We start from the raw sequence: 23,512 nt of genomic DNA, 5'->3' as shown, positions 1-23,512 counted from the left end.
CTGGCGTTGAGCCTCTCCGCCCCGATCGCCTGACCTGATCATCCATCGCCTCTTCAATCACCGGGGGTACTGAGTGCGCGCTGGACGGCTCGGACCGTCGTGCTTGCGAGATCAGGGCGCTACCACGTTGGGGAGCTCCGCTGGGCGTGCGCGTCGATCACCAGGCAGGTGGGCGTCGCCACGGATCGAGGCGAGTCAGCCCGCCTCGCCCATCGCCTGGACCGCCACATCCTCCGCGTACCCCTGCGCTTCATCGACCGCGCCTTCGAGGTCGTGCCAGCGCGTCGTGGCCTCGATGCGCTCGACCAGCGTAGGCGCGTCGATCGCTAGGCCGAGCAGGGTGACGGCGAGCCCGTGCCGCGAGTCGTCGTCGGGCGTGGGGCGTCGCTCGCGACAGTTCAGCTCTTTCCCAGCTGCGGCGGCCCTCCCCATCGCCCACGCCTCGGCTCGCTCGAGGGGGAAGCCCACGGGCTGTATCGTCGCTTCTTCCAAGCTCTCTGACTCCCCACATTCGCACCACACCCTCCAGACTCTAACGCCGCGGCTCATCCCCCAAAGGGGCGATAGTTGCTGAGCGGACCTTCGCGCCCTTCAATCCAATCCATCGCTCGCACGATACGACGCCGGCACTCGGGGGAGTAGGCGAGAGTCGCTCGTTGCACCTGGCGACTCGCTTTCGCCGACAGCCTCCTCAATGGCGCGAACGCCCGCTCAAAGAACTTCGGATCTCGCTCGAACCTTCCGCACTCCGAGCGCGGACAAAGAGGTTCAAACTTTCGGTCGACCTCAATGGCGCGCAGGAACCCTGGGGCGCCGCCCTTCGAGAAGCGTCGATCTCTCGCTGGCCAGGAATCATGCCAGTAGAGGAGCATCGGACCAGTACAGCTTGCGCAGAGATGGGGCACTGCTATAAGGCCACCGCTCGGCTTGGGCTGCCGCGAGAACTCACCGATCTGCCGCATGGCCTTCTCGTATCGTGCGACACGATGCATACAGGGCGAGCAGACGCTCTCCGCCCCCCTGTCCCGCACTGGCCTCCAAATCAGAGAGTCTTGTAGAATGTCCTCGGCCCTCAGCTCGTAGAAAGGCACCTCCAGCGCAGCTGCTTTGCCCTCGTCAACTCTGTGGGTGCAAAGAACCTCCACACCACCGATGAGCGCGAATCCCTCGAAGAGTCCGACGTCGAGAACGAAACCACTTGGCAACCGACACTCAACCTTCGCGTCACGGACAGTCACAGGGAGCTCTTGCTCCATTACACCAGCACATACGGGGCAACTCCGGATGACCCGCGGCCTACTGGACCTCCCTCGCGACTCCCGCACGGCTTGGGCGATGAGGTGCTTCGCCACATAGTGCAAGTAGGTTTCCCCAGAGTGTTGATCCTCTGGGTGGTGAGCAAAGTGCGGCCGCAACACATCCCCTCGCTTTAGGACAAGAGGCTTGTGGCACTCAGGGCAAGTGTACGCCTCATCCCTCGGCGCATCCTCAGCAGGGAGGACTCGACCATTGCCGTCAATTGCATAGGAGAACTGAACTTCCCGTTTCGTCACTTGCTGGGTCTCGGCGCACTTGCGTCCACACTGGTACCGTTGCGTTCGCGGTTGCTGGCCCGAGCCTCTCCCCGGCCCCGATCGTCTGCTCTGATCATCCATCGCTCCCTTGATCACCCAGTCTGCTGACTGACGCGCGCCAGCCCACTCGGACGGTCGCGCTTGCGAGGCACTGAGTCTAGGGCAGTATGCGCGATCCGGAGTCGCCCCACTCAGCCCGCCTCGCCCATCGCCAGTACCGCCACATCCTCCGCGTACGCCTGCGCTTCGTCGACCGCGCCTTCGATGTCGTGCCAGCGCGTCGTCGCCTCGATTCGCTCCACCAGCCGGGGCGCGTCGATCGCAAGCTCGAGCAGGGTCGCGACGAGCCCGCTCGGCCCGTCCTCGTCGACCACCGGACGGCACACGCTGCGGTCGAGTACCCGTCCGGCGGCTGCCGCCTGATTCGCCGCCCACGCCTCGGCCCGCTCGAGCAGGAACCCCACGGTGTCGACGTGCTTCGGCAGCAGCAGCGGGTCGGCCACGGCGATCCGCACCGCCTCGACCTCCTCGGTCCCGCGCAGCCAAGCTTCGGCTCACAAGGGTAGGAACTCAGCCCCCGGGTCCTTGCGGCGTCCGATGCACGCTTGCGGTGCCGTGGCAGCCAAGAGCTAGCGCCTCCGTAGCGCGCGAGGCTTGAAGCGACCAGCGCAGTCGAGGCAGACCCAAGTGTGATGAGTCGTTGCATTACCCATGCCGAACAGTCCGAACAACAGGCCGAGAGGACCAAGCATCAGGCAGCCGCAGCAGCCCTTCCCAGAGCCGTAGCCAGTGGTCTCTGTCTCGGCGACGACTTGAAGCCGACTGCTGCTGCATCGCGGGCACTGCATGTTTTGCTGCTTGACTGATGTATTGTCTTCTCGATGCCTTTCACTAGGACTCCCTTGAACTCCGACGCGATCGGCGACTAGCCATCCGGTCGTCTAGCAGAATGCACTTCGTAGACGGACCAGCACAATCCCGGCAGAACAAGCATGATCGCCAGTGGAGCGGAGACCTCCAGCACCGCAAACACAACCCAGGCGATAACGCTCATCACGGCAACAAGGCCCCCCCCGGGCGATGCGGGTCCCGTTCCGCTTGCGGCTGCTAGCCAAGCGGCATTCGCGCGCGGATCGCCATGCGTGATCGTCCATGTGACAAGCTAGACGTAGCCGTGAGCCGACCACGGCGCTCCGGCGGCGAGAGCCGCATCGAAGACTCGCTGGTGCGCGTCGCCCATCAATGAGACGCAGCACTCCCAGATTGCCCCTAGCTCGGATGGAGAAGACGCGACCTGCTCCCAATCCTGTGACGGGAAGGCGATGCCCGCCATTTCGAAGCGTGGCCCGTCGCCATCGAGGTTGAGAGTCACTGTCTTGCCGTGAGCCAACTGATCGCGGCACTCGAACAGCCTGATGAGCTGCACAACGCGATCATCACTCTCGTCGATGCCAGCCCACTCCAGGTAAGCACTCCTCTTGCTCACCTGTGTCCGGTACTTCGTCCTCTCAACATCGTTCCAATCCGGCTCCCGACTCAGTCCGACGTGATTCATGTGGGCTTCGACGGCGAAAGCAAGCAGCAAGATCGTGTGTATTCGCATGAAGAACGTACCTTCTTCTTCCTCTTGAGCTCGCTTCACCTCCAGTTCCGCGGCTCGGAGCAAGATGCGGTATGTCTTGACCTCTCGTTCCATGCCACCAGGGTATCGCGGCGGGCCCCCATCAGCCTTGGCTGAGGGCAATCGCGGCGACAACTTCCTCGACCACCCCCTGCGCCTCCTCCGCCGCGTCTTCCAGCTGGCCCCCCTGGGAGTTGGTCTCGATCCGCTCGACGAGCCGGGGATGTGCCGACGGCAGAGCCGCGCAGGGTCGGGACGAGTCACCCCCCCTCACCCATCCCCAGGACCGCCACCTCCTCCGCGTAGGCCTGCGCCTCATCGACCGCGCCTTCCAGGTCGTGCCAGCGCGTCGTCGCTTCGATCCGCTCGACCAGCCTCGGCGCGTCGACCGCGAGCCCGACCAGCGTCGCGACCAGCCCATGCGGCCCCTCCTCGTCCGGCACGGGCCGTCGCGACCAGGTCTCGAGCGCCCCGCCAGCCGCTGCAGCTCGCCCCAACGCCCACGCCTCAGCCCGCTTGAGCAGGAAGCCCAACGGGTCGAGGCGGCTCAGCAGCAGGAGAGGGTCGGCCACTCCGACCCGCTCCGCCTCGATCTCCTCGGTCCCCCGCAGCCGGGAGCGACCGCAGGGCATCCAGACCAGGGGACAGTGGCCGGCTCGATCTGTCAGGCCCGACTGTAGCCCATGCGCCAGGACACATGTGTCCCCCATGTACCCGGACCGGACCGCCACCAATCCAGCACCGCAAAGGTGCCCCCCACCACCCTCAATCGACTAGGCGATTCAACAAGATCCCAACTCCAAGGTCACTGTCATCCACGTAGCAAACATCAGGAAGTCCACGACCATCAAGATCGACTAGGACCATCTCTCCTGGCCATGCCCCGACGTCAACTAGCTGCGCAGCGCCAAAACCACCGAGACGATCGGATGGAAAGACCGCAACCTGGCCGCTTGCGTTCCCGCCGACTGCAACAATGTCTGGGTGACCGTCGCCATTCACGTCCCGCAAATCCACGCAACGGGGGCTGTCAATCCCCGACAAGCTCACTAGCCCCGTAGTCGTAAAGCCGGACCCGTCTCCCCGAAAGATCTTGATTCTATCGGCACTCGTGGCCGCGACAACAGCGTCAACAAGTCCGTCGCCATCAACGTCCACCACCTCCACGCCATGCGCACTCGGATAGAAGTCGATCGACTGTGCGCTGAAGACTCCAAAGCTCCCGTCCCCCACACCCTCCACGTGGGTCAGATACGTCGAAACTCCCACGACGTCCAGGAATCCGTCTCCGTTGAAGTCTGCCAGTCTAAACTCGTTTGGGGTGTACTGGTTGAGGTGCTTCGTAGCAGCCAGCACGAAACTGCCATCGCCAGCCCCAAGCAACGCGCGAAGCGCGCCACTGCCCGAAACAACAAGATCGACCTGGCCATCGAGGTTGAGATCCCCAACAGCAGCGTCTCGCCAGCTTGATCCGGCATCGATCGTCTGGGAATCTAGAAACCCAGAAACCCCGTCGCCCAGAGCGATTGAGACCGATCCGCCCGCATTGGCGGTCGCGAAGTCAAGTACACGATCACCATCAAAGTCGGCAAGAACTATCGATCGTGGATACTGACCAACCGACACTTCTTGGCCACGCGAGAATCCGCCGACGCCATCATTCAAAAGAACACGCACGCTCGGCCCATTCGCATCCGCCACGACAACATCGATTCGGCCGTCCATGTTGATGTCTCCAGCGGCAAGATCACTTGCGCTTTCAACCCCATAGGACTCCTGGAAAGGCGACCCTGAGGGCGCCGCGCTGAGACCAAATCGAATCCTCTTCCCCGCAGTCAGCCTCGCTCCGGCCGGAAAACCCGCGTCGACAACCACCGCCTGGGCAGTGAACTCAAGCCCGCACAAGCGTGAACCAACGACTGACAAGGAGAGGGCCGACGAAGCAACTCCTGCCCCATCGGCGGTCGCCACATCTACTGCGAGAAGTGGATCGACGAGATGGGCAAGACCTCCAAGAGTCGGGATCGGGCACGAGGCGCCAGAGAAACCTACAGCGAAGGCGACAATCGAACTGGGCGCTGCACCCTCGACTAGGAGCCCGAAGGGCATCCCGAGCACCGGGGCTCCGTAATAGCTAAGCCTTGGCACAGGCCCAGCACCGACTGCCTGGCCCCCAAGGTCTACAACTGAGGCTAGGGCTTCACACTCCTGAGCAATAGCCAATGCAGGGAGCACAGGAAAGGCAACAAGAGAGAGGGCGAAGTGCAAGGCGTGCTTCATGGTGGTAGCTATGTGGCGACGAGGCGAGCGTCTTGACACAGGCTACCACTTGCAACGAGAACCCGAGGGGTGCCGTCCCGCTCCCGCTTGCTGGCCCGAGGGCCTCTCCAGCACCGAGCATCCGCTCTGATCCTGCATCGCCATCTTGACCACCTTGACCGCCTACTGGCACGCGCGCCGCCCCTGTCGGAATGGCGCGCATGCGAGGCGTTCAGTGTAGGTCAGCGTACGCGATCGGGTGATGCCCCACTCGGCCCACCCCGCCCAGTGGCAGGACCGCGACGACTTCCTCGCCCACTCCCTGCGCCTCCTCCGCCGCGTCCTCCAGCTCGCCCCACCGCGTCGTGGCCTCGATCCGCTCGACGAGCCGGGAATGTGCCGACGGGAGAGCCGAAGCTGGGTCGGGACGAGTCAGCCTCCCTCACCCATCGCCAGGACCGCCTCCGCGTACGCCAGCGCCTCATCGACCGCGCCTTCCAGGTCGTGCCAGCGCGTCGTCGCTTCGATCCGCTCGACAAGGCCTGGCGATTCCACTGCCAGCCCCACCAGCGTCGCGACGGGCCTGCCCTTCGCCTCCGCGTCCGGCACGGAGTGGACGCAGTAGTCTGGCGAGAAACGAGCGCACTGACTAGAGTTGCAGGGCCCGCAGTAGAGACATCCATCGCCGCTGGCCGATTCCGTAATCCCTTGCCCTCAACACGAATCATGCTCGCACTCCGCACTCTCATTGCCGTCGTTGCCGCCCTTACCTGTTGCCTGGCGTCGACGGGCTGCAAGTCGATAGTCTCAAAGGACAAGCTCGATGGCCTAGAGGCGCTGGCGGGCCTCACGACTGAGGCGAAGGCCAGAGTCCCGCTGATTTCGTCCCCACCCACCGAAGATCAGAAGGCTGCATATGACGCAGCGCAGAAGGCCGTGAACGACTACGTGAACGACCTCTCGAGCCGCGTGGACTCCCTCGGAGCGTCGTGGTGCACGTGGACACAACTCGATGCCAAAACCCTGCCGAAGAGCGTGGGCGCTGCGGTTGGAGACCTCCTTGCCAAGGCTCCGCCCCAGCTTGAGGCGGACCCCAGCCTATGGATTATCATTCGCGAGTTCTTGATCGGGGAGTACTTCGATGCGATCGAGGCTCGCAAGAAGCAGTCGATTGTCATGGAAGAACTGCTCGACGAGTTTCATTGGCCGACCAAACTCGAGTCCGCTCAGAAGAAGTGGGACTGGGACGAGGCTGAGATCAAAGCGAGGCTGAACGACCTCGCAACGCGTCTGCCTCGCGAGTAGCGGAACGGGCTGTCGTTCCGTTCGCCGTTGCTGGGCCGAAGCCACTCCCGGCTTCGATCGTCTGCACGGACCTTCGATCGTCGACTTGATCACCCTGGCTGCGGACTTCTGAGCGCCGCTGGACTCGTGCCGTGACGCCTGCGAGAACGGGACGGCAACACGCACACCTGGCCCTAGGAAGGTCGCCCGGTTCAGCCTTCTTCGAGGGAGGCCACCGCGACGACCTTCTCGATCGCTCCCTGCGCGTGCTGAGCTAGGTCCTCCAGGTCGAACCACTGGGTCGTGGTCTCGATTCCGTGAACGAGCATGGGCGCGTCGAAGGCGAGCCCGAGCAAGGGTCGTGATGAGCCCGCACGCTCGACCGACTCCGGGACGGGGCTCGCGCGGCTGGATCAAGAGCGGCAGCCCCGTCTATGCTCCGGTCAGCACCTGATCTCAACTCAAGCGCTACTCTCCGACGGATCTATTGCCCCGGACCACGAACACCAGTCGACTCCCATGCACAAGCGAACCATCGTCGTCATGCTCTTTACGCCACTTCTTGCGGCTTGCCCGGTTGTGAGCGGTGGCTCTCGGATGTCTTCCGCTATAGAGAGAGGTGAGATCTCGCTGTCCGCCTACTCGTTCGCGCACGTGCACCCACCTGAGCAGGCTGGGATGATTCAGCTTGAGCTGGAGTCGTTGATGGAGTCTCTGGACTTCGAGATTGTCCCGGCTCTCGCATCTGGCGATCCACGAGCGTCAAGTACGGTCGGGGTCAGGTATACCGAAACTCAACTCGTCAACGGACACGGTGGACCTGCAGGTTTCGACCTTACAGTTCAGCTCGATGACTACCTCACGAGTCGGACACTCGTAGTTGCAAGCGCAAAGGGTCGAGGAGGGTTCCTCAACCTGGCTGAGGCAAGGCGAGGCGCCTGGAAGCGGGTACGGAAGGAGCTTCGAGCCAGCCTACAGCGCTAGCGGTGACTCTCAGACCGCCCGCAACTGCTGGCCATCAAGTCGGCGCCACACCTCTGAACCGCCTTCAACGAAACGACCTTCTCCACGAGCCCGACGAGCGGCGAGTCAAGTCGGAGCGAGTCAGCCCCCCCCACCCATCGCCAGGACCGCCACCTCCTCCGCGTAGGCCTGCGCCTCATCGACCGCCCCCTCGAGGTCGTGCCAGCGCGTCGTCGCTTCGATCCGCTCGACCAGCCTCGGCGCGTCGATCGCTAGCTCGAGCAGGGTCGCGATGAGCCCGCTCGGTCCGTCCTCGTCGACCACGGGACGGCACACGCTGCGATCGAGTACTCGTCTGGCAGCTGTCGCCTGGTTCGCCGCCCACGCCCCAGCCCGTCGGAACAGGAAGTCCACCGGGTCGACTCGGTTGGGGAGCTGCAGCGGGTCGGCCACCGCGATCCGCACCGCTTGGACATCCTCGCTCCCGCGCAGCCAAAGCCACGCCTCGGCCCAGAGCCCCAGGCCCATCTCTTCGTCTTCCGCTCCGCCGATCGCCACGAACACCACCGCCGTCGTCGACTCGATCAGGTACATGCCTTGGTCCATCGTTCATTCCGCCTCGTTCGGGCGGCCTCCTACTGAAGCAAGGGGGCCAGGCGCGAGCCCGACCCCCCAATCCCTGCCAGCAGATCGACCTACTTGGCGGCGTCGGCGGCCTTCGCCTTCGCGGCGGCAGCCTTCGCCGGCTTCTTCGACGGCTTGCGCCCCGACCAAGCTCGGATCCCGTCAAGCGGGACGATCTCGCCCAGAGCTTCACGGGCCTGCTCCAGCGCCGCCCGCTGCTTCTCGTCCTCGACCAGGCTCAAGCCCTTGTCGATAGCGCTGATCGCAGCTCGCGCGGGCTTGTAGGCGGGCTGGTCCTTCACCTTCGCGATCTCGGCGCGGGCCAGCAGCGCGTCCTTGCGCGCGTCCAGCTCGGCCAGCATCTCTTCGGTGGAACGACGGGTTCGGGTAGTCGATTCGGTCATCGGTTCAGTTCGTGTGGTGGGCGTCCGCCCGGTGTTCGAGGCCGTCGCGTGACTCGGTGTCACACGCTCGACGACCCCGTGTTCTTGTTGCCGTCAGTCGCCCGTTCCGGCGCTGATCTCGATCGCCATCGACGCGCGCGCTGCCGCTTCGATCTCGGCGATCTGCAGCTGCACTCGCGTGACCCGCTCCGGCCAGACTTCGGCGCGCGCTTCGTGGACTCGTCCACCGATGAAGCTCAGCGCGGCTTCGGCTGCTTGAGCCAGGTCCCCTCGCTCGGTGATCTGAGCGGCTCGCTGCAGCGATCGGATCGCGAGCAGGAGCTCCTTCCCGCCAGGGTCACGCGCAATGGCGTCGCGGTCGGACACGAGGTCGGACCAGACCTCCTTCAGCGCCAGGTAGCGGTCCACGTCGCCTTGCTGTTCGATCATCTGCTCGTCTCCGTGGCCGTCCGGGCGGCCTCTGGTTCGCTCGGTCGCCCGAGCCTCTTGATGGCGCCCCGCAGGTCGTCCACGCCAAGGTGCGTGTAGATCTGCGCGGTGAGTTTCGGGTCGCTGTGCCCCATGAGTCGCTGCGCGTGGGTCAGCGGGACGCCGGCGCGCTCCAGGCGGGTCGCGAAGGAGTGCCGCAGGCCGTGGATGACCATGTGGCGTCCCTGCCCGTCGGTGCGGTCGATCTGCGCGCGTTCGAGCACGCGGTCGAAGATCCGCATGGGGTTGTTCGTGGCGACGCTGAGCGCGCTCCCACGCGGGCTGAGCAGGACCCTGTCCGCGACGGTTGGGATGCGCCCGAGGAGTTGCTGGTGCTGGACGCGTAGGTCGCGCAGCTCCTGGGCCAACGGGTCGGTGAGCGGGATGGCGCGCTCCTTCTTCGCCTTCGTGGTCTCGGCGCGGAGCACGAGCAGCTGGTCGGCGAAGCTCACGTCGCCCCAGGTGAGTTGGCGCGCTTCGCCCCACCGCGCTCCGGTGTCGAGCAACAGCAGCCAGAGCGGTGTCTGCGGGACATGGGTGGTTCCGACGCGTCGAGCCTCCTGCTCGCAGCGCTCGTCGTCGGCGCGCGAGGCGGCCAGGAAGCGATCCACCTCGTCGTCGGAGAGCGCGCGACGCCGGTGCACCTGGTGGCCCTTCCCCTCGGGCAGCTTCTTCAGCCGCGCGATCGGGTTCTGAGCGATCACGCCCGCGTCCACCGCCCAGTTCAGCATCGCCTTGAGCGTCTCGCCGATCAGGTTCGCCGTGCGGTTGGCGAGCCCGGCGTTGGTCGCAGCCGATCGGAGCCTGAGCACGTGGAGCGGGCGCAGGTCGCACACCCGAGTGGGCTCCAGGTCGTCGAGGGTCTTGGTGAGCCGCGCAACCACGTTCTTCACGTGGCCGGGCGAGGATCGCGCTGCCAGGTCCGCGATGTATTCCTGAGCGACCTCGTCGAGCCGCATCTGCTGGCCTTCGAGCGACCCGAGTCCGTCGAGCTCCATATCGCGGCGGCGGATCAGCTCCGCACGACGCCGTTCGGCCACACGCTTGTCCGGACCGAGGCTGTAGTGGTGCCGCTTGCCGTCCGCGTCGCGGTAGTCGAGCACGTAGCTCGTGCCGCGCTTGAAGAGCCTGCCCGGCCCCATCGCTCGTCCACGGGTCATCGCGCGACCCTCCGGCTGTCGAGCCAGTCGAGGACTTCCGCGCGCTCCCAGCGGATCACTCCGCCCAGTTCGAAGGGCACGGGCATGTCGCCTTTCGCCTTCCACTCGCGCACGGTCTTCTCCTTCACGCTCAGCAAGTGAGCGACGTCCTTGACCGTGAGGAGCGGTTCGAGTTGGGGCTGCGCGTCGCGTTGGTCCACGAGCGCATAGGGGCTCGTTTCAGCGCCCGCAGCAAGGTGAACCTGCAGGTGTTCAGCGGCTTGTTGCAGTGCAGCTGACGCCGTCACGAGCGACGCGGCAAGCGACCGGATCGGGTCCCCCACGCCGCCCGTGTGGCCACCCGTCGCGACGTCCTGCGCCACGTCCGCATCGACGGTCACCGGCTCGCCGGAGCGCCCACGCCGCGCCCCACGCGCCACGGCGGCGTCGAGCTTCTCGCGCAGTTCGCTCACGAGTTCTCGCCCTCCCCAGCCCCGAGCAAGGCGGCCAGGACGGCCTCCTCGAGCGCCCGCTCCGTGGCCGCGTCGAGCGGCTCGAAGTACGGGTGCTCCAGCCCACGGCGATCACGGCGCGCGGGGAGCGACAGGCGGGTGTCGCCCGAGCGGGTGCGCCGGACCGTGAGCCCGTCGATGCGCAGGACCCCGGCCACGGTGCAGCTGACGTAGGCCAGCAGCCCCCGGTCCTGGTCCTGGCGGAGCGCTGCCGTGATCCGCACGTCGGTGACGAGCGGGGCGGTCATGACGGCACCTCGGCGTCGTTCGCAGACTCCTCCAGATCGTCCGCGATTACCGCAGAATCAGCGCCGCTCTCGAGTTCTGCGGTAATCGCGGTAACTTTCGGAGAGTGGACGAGAGGATTCACGTCGTACGCGGGGCTCGGCCTACGACCCTTCCTGGTCGCAGGCGCGGCCTCAGCCTCAGCCTCGCGGATGTAGCCGAACTCGATCAGCACTTCGATGGTGCGCTCGACATGCTCCATGCGCCTCATGGCTCGCGGCAGGCCATCGAGCGCCTCCCGCGCAGTGAAGGCCGTGAGCTTCCTGCGCGTGATCCAGCCAATCAGCTTCTTCGCCCCCTCGACAACTGGATCGAGCTCCAGCAAGCGGAACGCAGCCTGGGCATGCGGGATCAGGAAGCGCCCGATCTCAACGGCACGATCAACGTGGCCGACCGTCACCGCCCCAGCAGCTCCCTGGTCGATCAGCGCCAGCAGCGCAGCGATCCGTCCAACGTGCCCGACGAGCTTGCCGCCCCAGTCACACATGTCGCCGAGCAACTGGCCCTCACCCAGAAGAGGCTCGAGCTCCTCCTGGAACTCGACCAAGCGCCGTTGAGCGTCTTCGTCGAGCTCGATCGAGGCGGTGACCGTCTCCCCCTGCTCGTCTCGGTCATCGGGAAGCTCCAGAAGCGCGTCGAGGCGATCCCTCCACCAGTCCATGACCTCATCACGAGCAGGTTCAGGCTGTGCGAGCCGTCGTCCGACGCGACTACGGGGGATGGCGAAGAGGAAGCGGCCCAGCAGACCGCGCCCCCTGATCGCTGACTTGCCAGCCATCGAGCTGATGACATCGGGCTGGATGGCAAGCCCCAGGGTGAGGAGTGGGCTATCGATGCGAACCGACTCCGTTGTCACCCGGTCGCGCAACCACGGCTCCTGACCATCCCACCCCTTCAGAACGAGGTCGAGGTTCGGCTGACCGCCCTTGTCGTAGCGACCCGCCAGGATGTCGATGATCCCACCCTCTGATCCGAGGAGCGCGATGCGGCCACCGTTGTCACGCATCACGTACCCCAGCTGCTCCGGGGTCACGTCGTCTACTCGAAGGCGAGGGAGTACGGTTGGCTTGACCGCATCGAGCTCCTTCTGAGCCTCGGTCACATCGCTCAGTGCCTGATCGCGCTTGTCTGCGGTCTTCGCACTCACGTAGCGCCTCTTCGCACCGAGGAGCCTCCCTTCCGCGAGCTCGAGGAGCTGCTTGTCGTTCTTGATCTGAGGCGCCAGCTCGACTTCGCGCTTCCGCTCCCAGTCTGTGATTGCGCTCGCTACCGCACGCATCACGCTGGTCTTGCGCTCGCCGGGACTCATTGCGACGAGCACGTAGAGGTTGAGTGACTGAGTCCACCCTTGCCGCAGGACCACTTCGAACTTCTTCGCGACACACGTGGCCGCTGCGACGAGCATGAGCATGGCCGGCATGGCAGGCGGTACCTGGAGCGCTCGCTCAACCTCACGTACGACCCGAGCGGCCCCATCGCCGAGAGCGTCCACGGGGAAGCTCGGCAGGGGACCTTCGTCGAACGCCGTCGGGCGTTCCCAGCCGTCGCCCGCATCAACTGGCTTGGCGGTAGAGATCAGCTCCTCGGCTCTGTCTCGGACACGTTCGGGCTTCATTGCTCGTCCCTCCACATCGCGAGGAGGTCTGCAATGTCACCGCCCTCGGGCACGTCGGTCAGCTCAACCAGCCGCACATCCGCGCGGGGGTCGAGGCGAAGCAGGATCGAGGCAACGGCGTCCGCGTAGCGTTGGCCCGCTGCGTCGCGGTCCGGGATGATCACGACGGGCTGCCCCGCGAGCGGGCTCCAGTCGGTCTGCACGGCGGCGCTGGAGCCGCCCGCGCTCGTTGTGGCGTTCAAGCCGTAGTCGACTGCGGCGTCGGCGCACTTCTCGCCCTCGACGACCACGAAGGGCTCGTCGCCCTCCCACAGGTCCGGAAGGCGGTACAGCGGCCTCGGCGCGGGCATGGCCTTGCGGTGCCAGCAGCCATCTGCGAGGAGCGACACGGGCCGCACCTCCTTCCCGCCAGGTCGGTTCCACCGCAGGACCGAGCCCACGAGTTGCCTGTGCTGGTCGTGGTAGTCCCAGCGCGCGTGCTCGGGGCCGAAGTGGTGCCGGTACGCCGCTGCAGCACTGTCGAAGGACTCGAAGCCGTGCGACGGCTCTTCGGCAGGCCGAGGCGCACGCGTGATCGGGAGATGCCGCGTCGATCTTGTGCGACCGGAGTCTCGGAACAGGCTCCCCATCGTCAGTCCGAGGGCCGCGACCACCGCCTCTGTCGAGCACCCAGCGAAGTCGTGCAGCAGCACGGAGCCGTTGTCGGACTCCCGGATATGGAGGCTCGGTCGGGCGTCGTCGTGCGCGGGGCACTGGTACTGCCAGCCGTTGCGGACCTGGCGGCCTCTCGACCCCGCCCGCTCAAGGGCGACGAGGACGTGCTCGAGGGGGCTCATTGGCCCACCTCCCAACCGTCACTCTCGAGCTTGAGCCACTCGACGTGGAGTCGCGCAACGAGCGCGGTCTGGACCCGCCATGGCGAGAACCAGACCTCGTCACCGACGCGGACAAACGGGATGCGGCCAGCGATGGCCTCGCTGGCGATCCAGGGGACGGGGAACCCGAGTTCGACCGCGAGGTCGGCCAGGGACAGTAGTTGGCACTTGGAGTGTCTCACCCCCAGAACGTGCCTTCGGGACGATTCCGCGTCCGTCGTCTGGACGTAGGCGTTGCGTAGTCAGCGCGTCGCCTGCACGCCCCGTGGCCTACTCGTCCACGAACACGTAGCCCCGCTTGCCGCCCAAGTGCCTGATGACTTGACCGTTCCTGCGGAGCGAGGGGATCAGCGACTGCCGAACAGAGTCCTCGCGAACGTCGATCCCGTACTCTTTCTTCAACTCGAACACGAGGTCCTTGGAGTTCTTGCCGGTGCCTCGGCCAGCGTTACAGAGCAACTCCAGGACTGCTCGTTCCGTCTCCGTGAGCGCGAATCCAGTGGGAAGTCGATCGAGTGCAGATTCCAGTCGAGTCGGCGCTCGACCGATCGCCTTCCCGTCGTCGCCGTCGCCTCCAGGCGGGGTTAGCTGTACGCCGATGCTCGAATGTCTATCCGAGGCCTCGGCTTCTTCAGAGCTGGCAACGGTCGAGGGGCCAGGCCACCGAAAGCTACGAAGCTCATCCTCGGTAGGTCTCGCCCCATCATCGCCAGCGAGCGCAGAGGGAGCACGGCTCGCAATCTCGACCAAGAAGTCCTCCACCCCCTCGAAGTACCCCCCAAGGCGAACCACTGCCCGCGGCGCCATGGCTGCGATCCCAACGAACTCGACTTGGGCCTTGGCCTTGCACACTCGCCCAGGTCTCCACACCGGATCACTGTCATGCGGAGCATCCGAGAGCAGCGTCTCGACCAATCCGTGTGCGAGTTCGGCCACATGTAGGCCGCTCATCGCGCCCGAACGCCCATCCAGCGATCGCAACGCAGGGCTTGCGGCGGCCACGGCAACGCAGTCTTGGGCACGCCAGAACTCAAGCTCTCCGCTACCGACTACGCATGCCGCGAACTTCGCGTAGAGCTCTGCCATCGCAAGCGCCCACTTGTCGACGTCCGAGTTGCTCGCCACACGCTGCGCTATCCGTTGCTCGTACCTGCCGATCGCCCTCTGGGTTGCTCGCTCGTGCCTCCACCGTCCTGCGAAGACCGGCGCCTCGCCTGGCTTCGCACAGGCAGACCCTAGCGCCCACACTCCCAGGCGCGCCTCGTACCGCAGTTCGGCGAGAGTCGGGGTGGTCTCGTGCGCTGCGAGCGTCTCAAGAATCGACCGGATGCGCGACTTGTCGACCATCCCTACTCCTCACCGCCCTCGGGCAGTCATCGCGTACCTCCCCGTCGTCGCCACCGACGCGTGACCCATCGCCACGCGCACCAGTTCGAGGTCTCGGGTCTGTTCGTACATCCGTGTGGCGAACGTGTGCCGCAACGCGTGGGGGCTGGCTGGCCTGCGGATGCCTGCTCGATCGAGCCACCGCTTGAAGCGTCGCTGGACGCTCCGGTCCGACAGCGGCTCGCCGTCGTCGTTGAGGAAGAGCGGACCGTAGGTCTCGTCGCCGACATGCTCGCGGAGCAGCTCGACCAGCGGCCCGTCCAGGCGGACGGTCATCTGCTTGCCGCGCTTCATGTGGAGCACGTACGCGAGCCCGTCGTCGAGCTCCAGCTCCTGGACTTCGAGCGCGAGCGCGCTGGCCAGACGGACGCCGGTGCGGAGCATCAGTTCGATCAGCACGCGGTCGCGGCGCTCGCTCGGTGACGTGGCCTGGGCCAGTGCGGACCGAAGCAGTCCGACCTCGCGCTCGGACAGCGAGCGGATCGCGGGCTCCCCTACCACGGCGCGCTTCACCAGCCGCGCGGGGTTCTTGGCCGTGTAGTCCGCGACCTCGCAGTAGATGAAGAACGCCCTCACGCAGGAGCGCAGGGCGTTCATCGAGGACGGCTTCTTCGGCTTGCCGTCGACTTTCTTTGTCGCGTCGTCCGACACGAGAAACCGCGCGAGTTCCTGGTGCCGGAGCGCGTCCAGTTCGGGCGAACCGAGCACCCGCTCCATCCACAACCCGAGCTGGGTCAGGAAGCGGGAGTACTGACCGACGGTGTGCTTCGAGCGACCGTCGGCCTCGAGCTGGACCAGGTAGTCCGCGAGGGCGTCTTGAATCTTCAACTTGGAATCCTCCAGGGCTGGGTGGAGGTCGCATAGGGGCAGGCTGGGCCCCCGAAGGCAAGGCGCGGCACAGAGCCCGCGTGGCCCCTATGGTAGCGAAACGGGGGCTGGGGCCAGCTCACGGCGCCAGGGGCCACGTCGGCGCGCCCTCGGTGGAGCGGATGGAGCCCCTCCGCACCCGCACCCCGCGCTACCAGATCTGCAGCGACACCCTCGACTCCCGCAACGGCCACACCGCCAGCCCCAGCGCGGCCACGCAGTCGTCGTGCTGGCCGCCGGGCGCGCTCATCTTCACGTTGCCCGAGTCGGTGACCGAGTACTCGAACGCCTCCAGCTCCTCGATGCCCTCGGGCCAGGCCAGCGGAGTCGGTAGCTCGATGGACTTCTCTTCGAGCAGCAGCGCGAGGTTGTCGATCAGGGCGGACTTCGACTTCGCGGTGAACGGGTAGGGCCGTACGTACAGGTCCTCGTGCAGCAGCGCCTCGTACACGGGCTCCCCCACCCCGGTCGAGTCCACGTGGATCTGCACCTCACCGAAGCGACGGTAGGCGGCCTTGATGCGCTGGATCTGGATCGACCAGTCGAGGCGGTGGAAGCGGTCCACGAAGCACACGCGGCCCTCCTGGTCCACGATCACGAAGACCGTGTAGTCCTCGACCTTGGCCAGGTCCAGGCCGCCGTAGTACGACGCGCCGTGCACGGGTTCGCGCCAGCACCCGGTCGCGCACTCGCGGACGTTGCGGAACACGGCGCCAGCGCCCTCGATGAACTCCGCTCCGAACTCCTGCAGGAAGACCCGCTCGGGGAGGCGTGACCGCTCCGACTCGATGAGTGCGGCGTCGAGCAGCGGGTTCGTCCAGCTGGGGTTGTTCCAGGCGGCGAACGCGTCGTCGTCACCCGCCCCGCGTCGCCACAGGTCGTAGAAGTAGCCCTTGCCCTTCGGTGTCGAGATCAGCAGCGCCCAGCCCTGCTTGTCGATCAGACGCTGTGACAGGTGTGCCTGCCAGATGGTCGGCTTGAGGCGCGAGGCTTCGTCCACGATGAGCCAGTCCAGACCCTCGCCCAGCAGGCTGACCGGGTTGTCGGCCGACTTCGCTCTGATCTCGCTGCGACCACCCGCCAGGTTCCGCAGCAGGATTCGCCGGTCGGACTCCCGCATCGAGATCACGCGGTGCGGCAGCTTCTCCATGATCGTCAGCTGCAGCTCGCGGAACACGCGGTCGGCGAGATCGTAGGTCGGCGCACACACCCACCCGACGGAGCGCTCGGCAGGCTCCATCGCGGCGGCCAGGCCCTCCATGGCAGCGCAGACGGTCTTGCCCCAGCGGACGCCGCAGGCCACGACGCGACGCGGAGCGGTGGACTCGTGGATCAGCCACTGGCCGTCGTGCGGCTCGTAGCCCAGGTCCTCGAAGAACGCGCGTCGGTCGAGGCGCCGCTGGATCTTGGGGATGCCGCTCATCGGTCCGACTCCGTGCCGTCGGACGCGACCAGCCAGCGCTCGTACTCGCGCTTGATCAGCTGCTCGACGGTCTCGTTGCCCTCGTCCGGGTCACCGCGTGCGATCCGCTCCTGCTTCATGACCAGCTCGAGCGCCTTCACCGCGTCAGTAGCTCGCTCGAGCGGTAGGGTCCTCAGGGCTTCGAGCGCCTTGCCCTGGATCACCTTCAGCACCTTCAGGTGGCGCTGGTTCATCTCGTCGAACGCGTCCACGATCCCGGCGTCCTGGCGCGCGCGCGACTCGGCCTGGATCTTCTCGGCGCGGCCCGCCCAGTCGTCCGCTTGGGCGCGCTTCGACACCGCGCGCTTCGAGACATCGAATCGATCGGCGACCTTCTGGTAGCTGCGGTCGGGTCCCAGCCCCATGTAGAACGTGAACGCTTCGTCGGGGATGCGCTTGGTCACTCGCGGCCTCCGTCGGGCTGCCCCGTCGACTCAAGCACCGCCTGTTGCCCGGTCGCCTTCTGCCAGCGCTGGACGGCGGCGTCGACGAACTGCGGGGACTTCTCCATGCCGAAGCACCGACGACCCAGGCGCTCGGCTGCGATCAGCTGCGACCCGCTGCCGCTGAAGGGTTCGAGCACGACTTCGCCCTTGAGCGTGTGGTGCTCGATCGGGATCTCGAAGATGCGCAATGGCTTCTGCGTGGGGTGTATCCCATCCATCTGCCCGACCTGGTCGATGTCCCACACTGTGGTCAGGTTCGGAGCGGGTCGACGCGGCTTCTCGGGCTGCATCCCCGTCCGCCATCCGTAGAAGCAGGGCTCGTGCTGCCACAGGTAGTGGCTCCGCGTGAGCACCCCGCGCGCCTTCACCCACACGATGGTCTGGTGAACGAACAGGCCGTTCTGGACCCACGCCTGTTCGACCAGCGTCTGCCGACGCGTCGCGTGCCACTGGTACACCGGCACCCGCTCGATACAGTGGGCCAGCGCGACTTCGAGGAACCCCGCGAAGAACTCCACGCTCGACTCGGGGTCGATGTACGCGTCCCAGTGCTTGTTGCCGAGCTCCGCGCCGGGTGCCGCCTTCCGGCCAGCCTTCTTGTGGTGCTCAGCTGGGTGGTTCGAACCGTCGTAGTCGACCAGGTACGGCGGGTCCGTGGCGAGCAGCGACGCGGCCTCCCCCGCCATCAGTCGCTCGACGTCCTCGGCGCTCGTGGAGTCGCCACAGAGCAGCCGGTGGTCGCCGAGCAGCCACAGGTCGCCCGGCCGCGTCACAGGCTCCTCGGGCAGCTCCTGTGCGCCCGCGTCGCCGATATCGGCTGCGTCGCCCTCCGCTTCCAGCTCGCGCAGCAGGGCGTCGATGTCGGCGCTCTCGTAGCCGACGCCCTCCAACGCGTCCTCCTCGCGCAGCTCGCCCAGGAGCGCCGCCAGCGCGCCCGTGTCCCACTCGGCGAACTCGCCGGTCCGGTTGTCGGCGATGGCGAACGCGGTGGCCTCGAGGTCAGTCCCTTCGAACCAGACCACGGGCACTTCGGCCATGCCCAGCTCGCCCGCCGCCTTGAGCCGAGTGTTGCCGGCGATCACCTCGCCGGATGGCTTGGCGACAATCGGCTGCCGCCAGCCGAAGCGCCGGAGCGACGCCGCCACGTGCGGCACCGCGTGGTCGTTGACGCGGGGGTTCGAGGGCGAGCAGAAGAGCCGCTCGCGAGGGGTCCATTCGACCCGCAGGGTGTCCATGTCCAAGTCGTCACCTGGGTAGGTGCTGGTGGCCAGACTTGGATGGGTGCGCGTAGACGACGCGCGCTTGGACGTGGCCGAGGCGAGAGGGCCATTCTACGTGAGCGGGTCCGAGCGGTGAACTGCGAGTGCACGTTTGGACCGGCTGATTCGGTCGAGTCCCCCGCGCGAGTTATCGGCCCGTATACTCGACCCCGCAGCGGCGGCTTTGCGAGCACCGTCACTGCGCCTCCCTGGGGTGCTTCGGTGCCCCACTCGCGGCCCCGGTGGGCAAGGACCGGGGCCGCACCTTTCACCTGGTGGCGGGGACCGGGCAAACGCGCGCTGTCGTCACCTCGAAACCATCCGCGGAATCCGCAGAACTCGGGCACCTGGCCTTTCTGCGGTTTCTGCGGACGATTCCAAGGGAGTCCCCAAACGCATGTGGCCCACAGATCGGAATGGGCGCCGCGACTCCCACGGTCGCGCGAATCAACTCGGGCCCCTAGGGTGTGCAGGATCAAGCAGGTGGCACTCCAGGGCTCTCCGCCCCGGAACGCCTCTCCCCCGAACCCAAGTAGGACTGACATGGCTGCCAAGTACGAACTCAAGAAGACCAGCGACGACCAGTTCATGTTCAACCTCAAGGCCGCGAACGGCGAGGTGATCCTGACGAGCGAGAGGTACAAGGCGAAGGCGTCGGCGGAGAACGGCATCGAGAGCGTCCGGACGAATTCGCCCGACGACACCAAGTACGACCGGCGCGAGGCCAAGGACAAGAGCCCCTACTTCGTGCTGAAGGCCGCCAACGGCGAGATCATCGGCAAGAGCGAGATGTACTCGTCCACGTCGGCGCGCGACAACGGAATCGAGTCCGTCAAGCGCAACGGTCCCGACGCCAAGGTCGACGACCAGGCGTAGCCCACGAACGGACGGCGAGGCGATCACACGAGGCCGCGGCACCAGACGGGTCGCAGCGCCCGGACGAGTCGTGACTCCGCTCGCTACGTGGCCTCTCGAGCCCCAGGGTCACGGGGACCCCGTCGATCACCGACACTCGCCGTCGCGCTCGCGCCCGTGATCTGTGTCAGGACCGCCCCGTGAGCTCCTTCACCGCGTCTTCGAGCTGCTGCACGCGATCCTCCAGCTTCGCCAGCCGCTCCAGCGCATCCGACATCGAGGGGACCGTGAGGCGCCCGTCGGCCTCCCCCTCGAAGACGGTGATCATCCGCTCACGGAAGCCAGCCCGGCGAAGCGCTACGTCGGCTTCGGAACCGAGTCGGCCACGGCTGCGTAGGGTCGGTGACAGGACATCGAACGCCACCTGCTCGGCAGCTTCGAGCACGCCCGGCTGATCGAACTCGTCGCGGCACCACCACCGGACCTCCGTCACCAGGTCCGGGTTGAGAGAGACCACGCTCTCGCCCGTCGTCACGCTGCTGTTCCGTCGAAGCAGGTGCTGCTGGACGCGGGTCCGAACCTTCGACCCGATGCCGACGTAGGCGACGTGATGCCCCCCTCCACGACCACCGAAGAGGGCGTAGACACCTGGCGACTGGGGTAGGTCCAGGAAGCTCTTGCTCGTGCGCATCCGGTCGAGCCTAGAGGCTCCCGCCGGGGCGCACCACGTTTTGCAGACCCCTACGAATCGTCCGCAGAATCCGCAGAAAGGCGGCGCGGAGGGAGTTCTGCGGATTCTGCGGACAGTTTCGGGGCGTCCGGGAGACACGGCGAGCCACGGCGAGCCACCCCAGCGCCTGCGAGTGGACGGTGTGGACGATGTCACCGCCACCTCCAGATTCGCGGGCGCTGCTCTTCCTGGTCGCCACAGCCATCGGGCCAGGGCCGCACTCATCTCGGCACGGTCGACCCCGCCCGACGAGACGCGGGCACAGCCGCTCCGACTCGCCCTGTCAACGGCCCGGTCAGGACGCGCCAGGGAGCCCTCCCAGAACGCGCCGCAGCGGCCCTCTCGAGCCGCCTCGCGCCGCGCTCGCCGAGCACCCCCGGCAAGTTCCCAAAGTGCACTCGAAGTTCCCAAAAGTGCACTCCGAGTTCCCCGCCAAGTTCTACGGCATAACCCTCGGTTTCGCGACTCGACCCCGCCTCACAGCGCGTGAAACGGGGTCGAGCCCTGGCGGGAGGCCGATTTTGAAAACGCCCAAATCGGTGAACCAGCGGGGAACTTGGGGAGCGGCGCGGAGGCCGGAATCGGCCCCCAGGAGCGCCCGATCGAGGCCCCGGTGGGTCGCCCGATCAGCGCCCCGTGGGGCCCTCGGTCAGGCATCTCCCAGGTCGCATATCAGGTGCAATAACTACAGTGCATGCTCGGGTGCAAAGCTCTCGCCCTAAATGGAACCGCAGACAGCCACGCACGCTGCGAATCACTGCTCAACCCCCTGCCCCTGCGCGAAGCAGCTCAAGACCTCGCTCCAACTCAGCGCCGCTAACATTCAACCACACTCGCGAGCTGCTGAACTCCCTCTCATCGAGAAGCAAACCTTGATTCAACATCACACCCTCCAAACCAGTTTCAACACGACGTCGCAACCACACATCCACAACCGACATGACATCCCCCGAAGCACCCAACCACCGCAACTCGCCGTGTTGATCCACTCTCACATCCTGACGACCACCTCGAATCACGTCTGAAGATCCTGCTAGCCGTAAACACAGCTCCTCCCCATCCCTCAACAAGTCCGCGTTCACCATGCGGCTCTTAAAGATAGTTAGCGGCTCCAAATCACAGAAAACTTCGCCCGCCTCGATGCTAACAATCTGCGCGTCGTGCCCGACGGCACCACAAGAAATCACTGCCCGCCTCCCCCACAATACGATCGAAGCATGGGCAGCGCCTCCCGGCCGCGCGTTAAGAGACTGCACTGCCACAGGATCAAGCTCCGCATCGGTTCCCCAATATCCGCGCGAGCCTAAGGGACGATATGCCCATCCCGTCCCAGTAGTCCCCTCTTGCCAGACGCGCAGGCCTGACTCCACATCACGAATCCAAGGCGTTGTTGGCCGACCAGCATCGCGACTTCCAACGTATACACTGGCATGAAAAAGGTGTCTTCCGAGATCCAACGTTCGCGCCCCTCCCTCCGCAACGAGTTGGTGTACCAGTAGGTCTGTAGTTTCGATTCGACGCCCGTAGTCGCTCGCCTCCCGCGCAGTACCGTCGCACCTCGCGGCGGCGTTGCAGGAGCGCAGCGGCCACCCCGAGGGGTGGCCGCTGAAGGCGGCCCCGAGTTGTTCTGGTGTGGCGGGAGTCACGTCGTTTTCATGTGAGAACTCTAACCCTCTCACCTGACACCAACGATGTCCCACCACGACTCCGACGCTACCACGATCTCCGCTGCTCTGGAACTGCTGACCGCTCACGGCTTCGACGACCTGGCTCGCCCTCTCGAGATGCTCTTGAACGCCGCCATGCGCCTGGAACGCAGCGCCTACCTGGGCGCCGGACCCTTCGAGCGATCGGACGATCGCCGTGGCTATGCCAACGGCTTCAAGCCGAAGACCGTCGCGTCGCGCCTCGGCGAGCTGAACCTGTCGATCCCGAAGACCCGCGACGTGCGGGACGGAGTCGAGCCCTTCTATCCGAAGGCGCTCGAGCGCGGCGAACGCTCCGAGCAGGCGCTGCGGCTCGCTCTGGCCGAGATGTACGTGCAAGGCGTCTCGACGCGCAAGGTGAAGGCGATCACGGAAGAGCTGTGCGGCATGTCGATCAGCTCGTCGCAGGTCTCGCGGCTGGCGGCGGAGCTGGACGACGAGCTCGATGCCTGGCGCCAGCGCCCGCTGGGCGCCGTGCGCTACCTCGTGCTCGATGCGACGTACGTCAAGGTGCGACACGCTGGCAGCGTCATGGACTGCGCGATCCTGGTCGCGGCAGGCGTGCGCGAGGACGGCAAGCGTGCAGTGCTCGGGGTGAGCGTGTCGCTGTCGGAGGCAGAGGTGCACTGGCGCGGCTTCCTCGAGAGCCTGCTGGAGCGCGGGATGCACGGCGTCGAACTGGTGACGACCGACGACCACAAGGGGCTGCGAGCGGCGCTGCGCGCCGTGCTGCCGTCGGTCATGTGGCAGCGCTGCCAGGTCCATCTGCAGCGCAACGCTGCGGCCCATGTCCCGAAGGTGGAGATGCGCGGCCCGGTCGCGAGCCGCTTGCGCTCGATCTTCAACGCGCCGAGTCGCGTGCATGCGGAGCAACTGCTGCGTGAGGCGGCCGCGGAGTACGCCGAGACTGCGCCGAAGCTGGCCGCCTGGATCGAGGAGAACGTCCGCGAAGGACTGAACGTCTTCGGGCTGCCGGAGCACCACCGCCGCCGGCTGCGGAGCTCGAACATGCTCGAGCGACTGAACCGCGAGATCAAGCGGCGCACACGCGTCGCCTCCCTCTTCCCGAACGAGGCCAGCGCGCTGCGCCTCGTCACCGCTGTCCTGGCCGAAGTCTCCGAAGAGTGGGAGACCGGCCGGGTCTATCTCTCCATGGACGCGACCTGATCGACGCTGCA

At 66.2% G+C, this 23,512-nt stretch carries 25 protein-coding genes; 3 read left to right on the top strand and 22 right to left on the bottom strand.

What is annotated here, in order from left to right; genetic code table 11:
- Positions 1-195: 195 nt before the first annotated feature.
- The 7 genes from Pla163_RS05535 to Pla163_RS18780 all read right to left on the bottom strand — a co-directional run bounded on the left by Pla163_RS05535 (position 196) and on the right by Pla163_RS18780 (position 6,063).
- Entirely contained in the window at positions 196-492 is a 297-nt protein-coding gene (locus Pla163_RS05535; protein ID WP_419186348.1) for a hypothetical protein, read from the bottom strand.
- A gap of 53 nt (positions 493-545) precedes the next feature.
- Entirely contained in the window at positions 546-1,655 is a 1,110-nt protein-coding gene (locus tag Pla163_RS05530; protein ID WP_419186507.1) for a competence protein CoiA family protein, read from the bottom strand.
- Between the two features lie 110 nt (positions 1,656-1,765).
- On the bottom strand, positions 1,766-2,077 hold the full coding sequence (locus Pla163_RS05525) for a hypothetical protein (RefSeq protein ID WP_145184809.1): 312 nt from the start codon (positions 2,075-2,077) through the stop codon (positions 1,766-1,768).
- 659 nt (positions 2,078-2,736) lie between these two features.
- Positions 2,737-3,270: a hypothetical protein gene (locus Pla163_RS05515; protein WP_145184803.1), complete on the bottom strand. Its 534-nt coding sequence runs from the start codon at positions 3,268-3,270 to the stop codon at positions 2,737-2,739.
- 185 nt (positions 3,271-3,455) lie between these two features.
- Complete coding sequence (locus Pla163_RS05510; RefSeq protein WP_145184800.1) at positions 3,456-3,827, bottom strand: hypothetical protein; 372 nt, start codon at positions 3,825-3,827, stop codon at positions 3,456-3,458.
- Positions 3,828-3,960: 133 nt separating this feature from the next.
- On the bottom strand, positions 3,961-5,475 hold the full coding sequence (locus Pla163_RS05505) for an FG-GAP repeat domain-containing protein (protein ID WP_145184797.1): 1,515 nt from the start codon (positions 5,473-5,475) through the stop codon (positions 3,961-3,963).
- Positions 5,476-5,886: 411 nt separating this feature from the next.
- The gene (locus tag Pla163_RS18780; RefSeq protein WP_419186347.1) at positions 5,887-6,063 is read right to left on the bottom strand and encodes a hypothetical protein; all 177 of its coding nucleotides are present in this window, start codon (positions 6,061-6,063) and stop codon (positions 5,887-5,889) included.
- A 117-nt stretch (positions 6,064-6,180) separates the two neighbouring features.
- Between Pla163_RS18780 and Pla163_RS05500 the strand changes: the two genes are divergently transcribed.
- Complete coding sequence (locus Pla163_RS05500; protein ID WP_145184794.1) at positions 6,181-6,759, top strand: hypothetical protein; 579 nt, start codon at positions 6,181-6,183, stop codon at positions 6,757-6,759.
- A 1,083-nt stretch (positions 6,760-7,842) separates the two neighbouring features.
- On the opposite strand, the gene Pla163_RS05495 is transcribed toward Pla163_RS05500, so the two are convergent.
- The 14 genes from Pla163_RS05495 to Pla163_RS05430 all read right to left on the bottom strand — a co-directional run bounded on the left by Pla163_RS05495 (position 7,843) and on the right by Pla163_RS05430 (position 19,019).
- The gene (locus Pla163_RS05495; RefSeq protein ID WP_145184791.1) at positions 7,843-8,307 is read right to left on the bottom strand and encodes a hypothetical protein; all 465 of its coding nucleotides are present in this window, start codon (positions 8,305-8,307) and stop codon (positions 7,843-7,845) included.
- An 89-nt stretch (positions 8,308-8,396) separates the two neighbouring features.
- Entirely contained in the window at positions 8,397-8,729 is a 333-nt protein-coding gene (locus Pla163_RS05490; RefSeq protein WP_145184788.1) for a hypothetical protein, read from the bottom strand.
- 93 nt (positions 8,730-8,822) lie between these two features.
- Positions 8,823-9,158 (bottom strand): hypothetical protein, encoded by a 336-nt coding sequence (locus Pla163_RS05485; RefSeq protein WP_145184785.1) that lies wholly within the window; start codon positions 9,156-9,158, stop codon positions 8,823-8,825.
- Positions 9,155-10,357: a tyrosine-type recombinase/integrase gene (locus Pla163_RS05480; protein ID WP_145184782.1), complete on the bottom strand. Its 1,203-nt coding sequence runs from the start codon at positions 10,355-10,357 to the stop codon at positions 9,155-9,157. Before Pla163_RS05480 ends, Pla163_RS05485 begins: the two co-directional genes overlap by 4 nt.
- On the bottom strand, positions 10,354-10,809 hold the full coding sequence (locus Pla163_RS05475; protein WP_145184779.1) for a helix-turn-helix transcriptional regulator: 456 nt from the start codon (positions 10,807-10,809) through the stop codon (positions 10,354-10,356). The genes Pla163_RS05480 and Pla163_RS05475 overlap by 4 nt, the downstream gene beginning before the upstream one ends.
- A complete protein-coding gene (locus tag Pla163_RS05470) occupies positions 10,806-11,096 on the bottom strand; it encodes a septation protein SpoVG family protein (protein WP_145184776.1) in 291 nt (96 codons plus the stop codon). The genes Pla163_RS05475 and Pla163_RS05470 overlap by 4 nt, the downstream gene beginning before the upstream one ends.
- Positions 11,093-12,748: a YfjI family protein gene (locus Pla163_RS05465; RefSeq protein WP_145184773.1), complete on the bottom strand. Its 1,656-nt coding sequence runs from the start codon at positions 12,746-12,748 to the stop codon at positions 11,093-11,095. The genes Pla163_RS05470 and Pla163_RS05465 overlap by 4 nt, the downstream gene beginning before the upstream one ends.
- Positions 12,745-13,137, bottom strand: a complete 393-nt coding sequence (locus Pla163_RS05460; RefSeq protein ID WP_145184770.1) for a hypothetical protein — start codon at positions 13,135-13,137, stop codon at positions 12,745-12,747. The genes Pla163_RS05465 and Pla163_RS05460 overlap by 4 nt, the downstream gene beginning before the upstream one ends.
- Positions 13,138-13,580: 443 nt before the next feature.
- Positions 13,581-13,805, bottom strand: coding sequence for a hypothetical protein (locus Pla163_RS05455; protein ID WP_145184767.1), 225 nt, complete (start codon positions 13,803-13,805; stop codon positions 13,581-13,583).
- 88 nt (positions 13,806-13,893) lie between these two features.
- Positions 13,894-14,970 (bottom strand): hypothetical protein, encoded by a 1,077-nt coding sequence (locus tag Pla163_RS05450; RefSeq protein WP_145184764.1) that lies wholly within the window; start codon positions 14,968-14,970, stop codon positions 13,894-13,896.
- 9 nt (positions 14,971-14,979) lie between these two features.
- A complete protein-coding gene (locus tag Pla163_RS05445; RefSeq protein ID WP_145184761.1) occupies positions 14,980-15,837 on the bottom strand; it encodes a tyrosine-type recombinase/integrase in 858 nt (285 codons plus the stop codon).
- 190 nt (positions 15,838-16,027) lie between these two features.
- Positions 16,028-17,299, bottom strand: coding sequence for a phage terminase large subunit family protein (locus Pla163_RS05440; RefSeq protein ID WP_145184758.1), 1,272 nt, complete (start codon positions 17,297-17,299; stop codon positions 16,028-16,030).
- Entirely contained in the window at positions 17,296-17,742 is a 447-nt protein-coding gene (locus tag Pla163_RS05435) for a hypothetical protein (protein ID WP_145184755.1), read from the bottom strand. The genes Pla163_RS05440 and Pla163_RS05435 overlap by 4 nt, the downstream gene beginning before the upstream one ends.
- Positions 17,739-19,019 carry a DNA modification methylase gene (locus Pla163_RS05430; RefSeq protein ID WP_145184752.1) on the bottom strand — a complete coding sequence of 427 codons (1,281 nt, stop codon included), beginning with the start codon at positions 19,017-19,019 and terminating at the stop codon, positions 17,739-17,741. The genes Pla163_RS05435 and Pla163_RS05430 overlap by 4 nt, the downstream gene beginning before the upstream one ends.
- A gap of 567 nt (positions 19,020-19,586) precedes the next feature.
- Between Pla163_RS05430 and Pla163_RS05425 the strand changes: the two genes are divergently transcribed.
- Complete coding sequence (locus Pla163_RS05425) at positions 19,587-19,919, top strand: YegP family protein (RefSeq protein ID WP_145184749.1); 333 nt, start codon at positions 19,587-19,589, stop codon at positions 19,917-19,919.
- Between the two features lie 166 nt (positions 19,920-20,085).
- On the opposite strand, the gene Pla163_RS05420 is transcribed toward Pla163_RS05425, so the two are convergent.
- Complete coding sequence (locus Pla163_RS05420) at positions 20,086-20,589, bottom strand: GIY-YIG nuclease family protein (protein WP_145184747.1); 504 nt, start codon at positions 20,587-20,589, stop codon at positions 20,086-20,088.
- A gap of 1,730 nt (positions 20,590-22,319) precedes the next feature.
- Between Pla163_RS05420 and Pla163_RS05415 the strand changes: the two genes are divergently transcribed.
- Entirely contained in the window at positions 22,320-23,501 is a 1,182-nt protein-coding gene (locus Pla163_RS05415) for an IS256 family transposase (RefSeq protein WP_145184694.1), read from the top strand.
- The last annotated feature ends 11 nt before the right edge of the window (positions 23,502-23,512 follow it).

The sequence above is a fragment of the Rohdeia mirabilis genome, assembly GCA_007750655.1.
Lineage (GTDB): Bacteria > Planctomycetota > UBA1135 > UBA1135.
The sequence above is the reverse complement of the archived record's forward strand: the minus strand, read 5'-3'. Positions and strand labels throughout refer to the sequence as shown.

Coding starts and splice junctions, on each gene's coding strand:
- Pla163_RS05430 (WP_145184752.1), bottom strand. CDS start 19,019: ATGGACACCCTGCGGGTCGAATGGACCCCTCGCGAGCGGCTCTTCTGC.
- Pla163_RS05425 (WP_145184749.1), top strand. CDS start 19,587: ATGGCTGCCAAGTACGAACTCAAGAAGACCAGCGACGACCAGTTCATG.
- Pla163_RS05480 (WP_145184782.1), bottom strand. CDS start 10,357: ATGACCCGTGGACGAGCGATGGGGCCGGGCAGGCTCTTCAAGCGCGGC.
- Pla163_RS05490 (WP_145184788.1), bottom strand. CDS start 8,729: ATGACCGAATCGACTACCCGAACCCGTCGTTCCACCGAAGAGATGCTG.
- Pla163_RS05420 (WP_145184747.1), bottom strand. CDS start 20,589: ATGCGCACGAGCAAGAGCTTCCTGGACCTACCCCAGTCGCCAGGTGTC.
- Pla163_RS05465 (WP_145184773.1), bottom strand. CDS start 12,748: ATGAAGCCCGAACGTGTCCGAGACAGAGCCGAGGAGCTGATCTCTACC.
- Pla163_RS05530 (WP_419186507.1), bottom strand. CDS start 1,655: ATGGATGATCAGAGCAGACGATCGGGGCCGGGGAGAGGCTCGGGCCAG.
- Pla163_RS05415 (WP_145184694.1), top strand. CDS start 22,320: ATGTCCCACCACGACTCCGACGCTACCACGATCTCCGCTGCTCTGGAA.
- Pla163_RS05450 (WP_145184764.1), bottom strand. CDS start 14,970: ATGGTCGACAAGTCGCGCATCCGGTCGATTCTTGAGACGCTCGCAGCG.
- Pla163_RS05505 (WP_145184797.1), bottom strand. CDS start 5,475: ATGAAGCACGCCTTGCACTTCGCCCTCTCTCTTGTTGCCTTTCCTGTG.
- Pla163_RS05515 (WP_145184803.1), bottom strand. CDS start 3,270: ATGGAACGAGAGGTCAAGACATACCGCATCTTGCTCCGAGCCGCGGAA.
- Pla163_RS05470 (WP_145184776.1), bottom strand. CDS start 11,096: ATGACCGCCCCGCTCGTCACCGACGTGCGGATCACGGCAGCGCTCCGC.
- Pla163_RS05495 (WP_145184791.1), bottom strand. CDS start 8,307: ATGGACCAAGGCATGTACCTGATCGAGTCGACGACGGCGGTGGTGTTC.
- Pla163_RS05440 (WP_145184758.1), bottom strand. CDS start 17,299: ATGAGCGGCATCCCCAAGATCCAGCGGCGCCTCGACCGACGCGCGTTC.
- Pla163_RS05485 (WP_145184785.1), bottom strand. CDS start 9,158: ATGATCGAACAGCAAGGCGACGTGGACCGCTACCTGGCGCTGAAGGAG.
- Pla163_RS05510 (WP_145184800.1), bottom strand. CDS start 3,827: ATGCCCTGCGGTCGCTCCCGGCTGCGGGGGACCGAGGAGATCGAGGCG.
- Pla163_RS05500 (WP_145184794.1), top strand. CDS start 6,181: ATGCTCGCACTCCGCACTCTCATTGCCGTCGTTGCCGCCCTTACCTGT.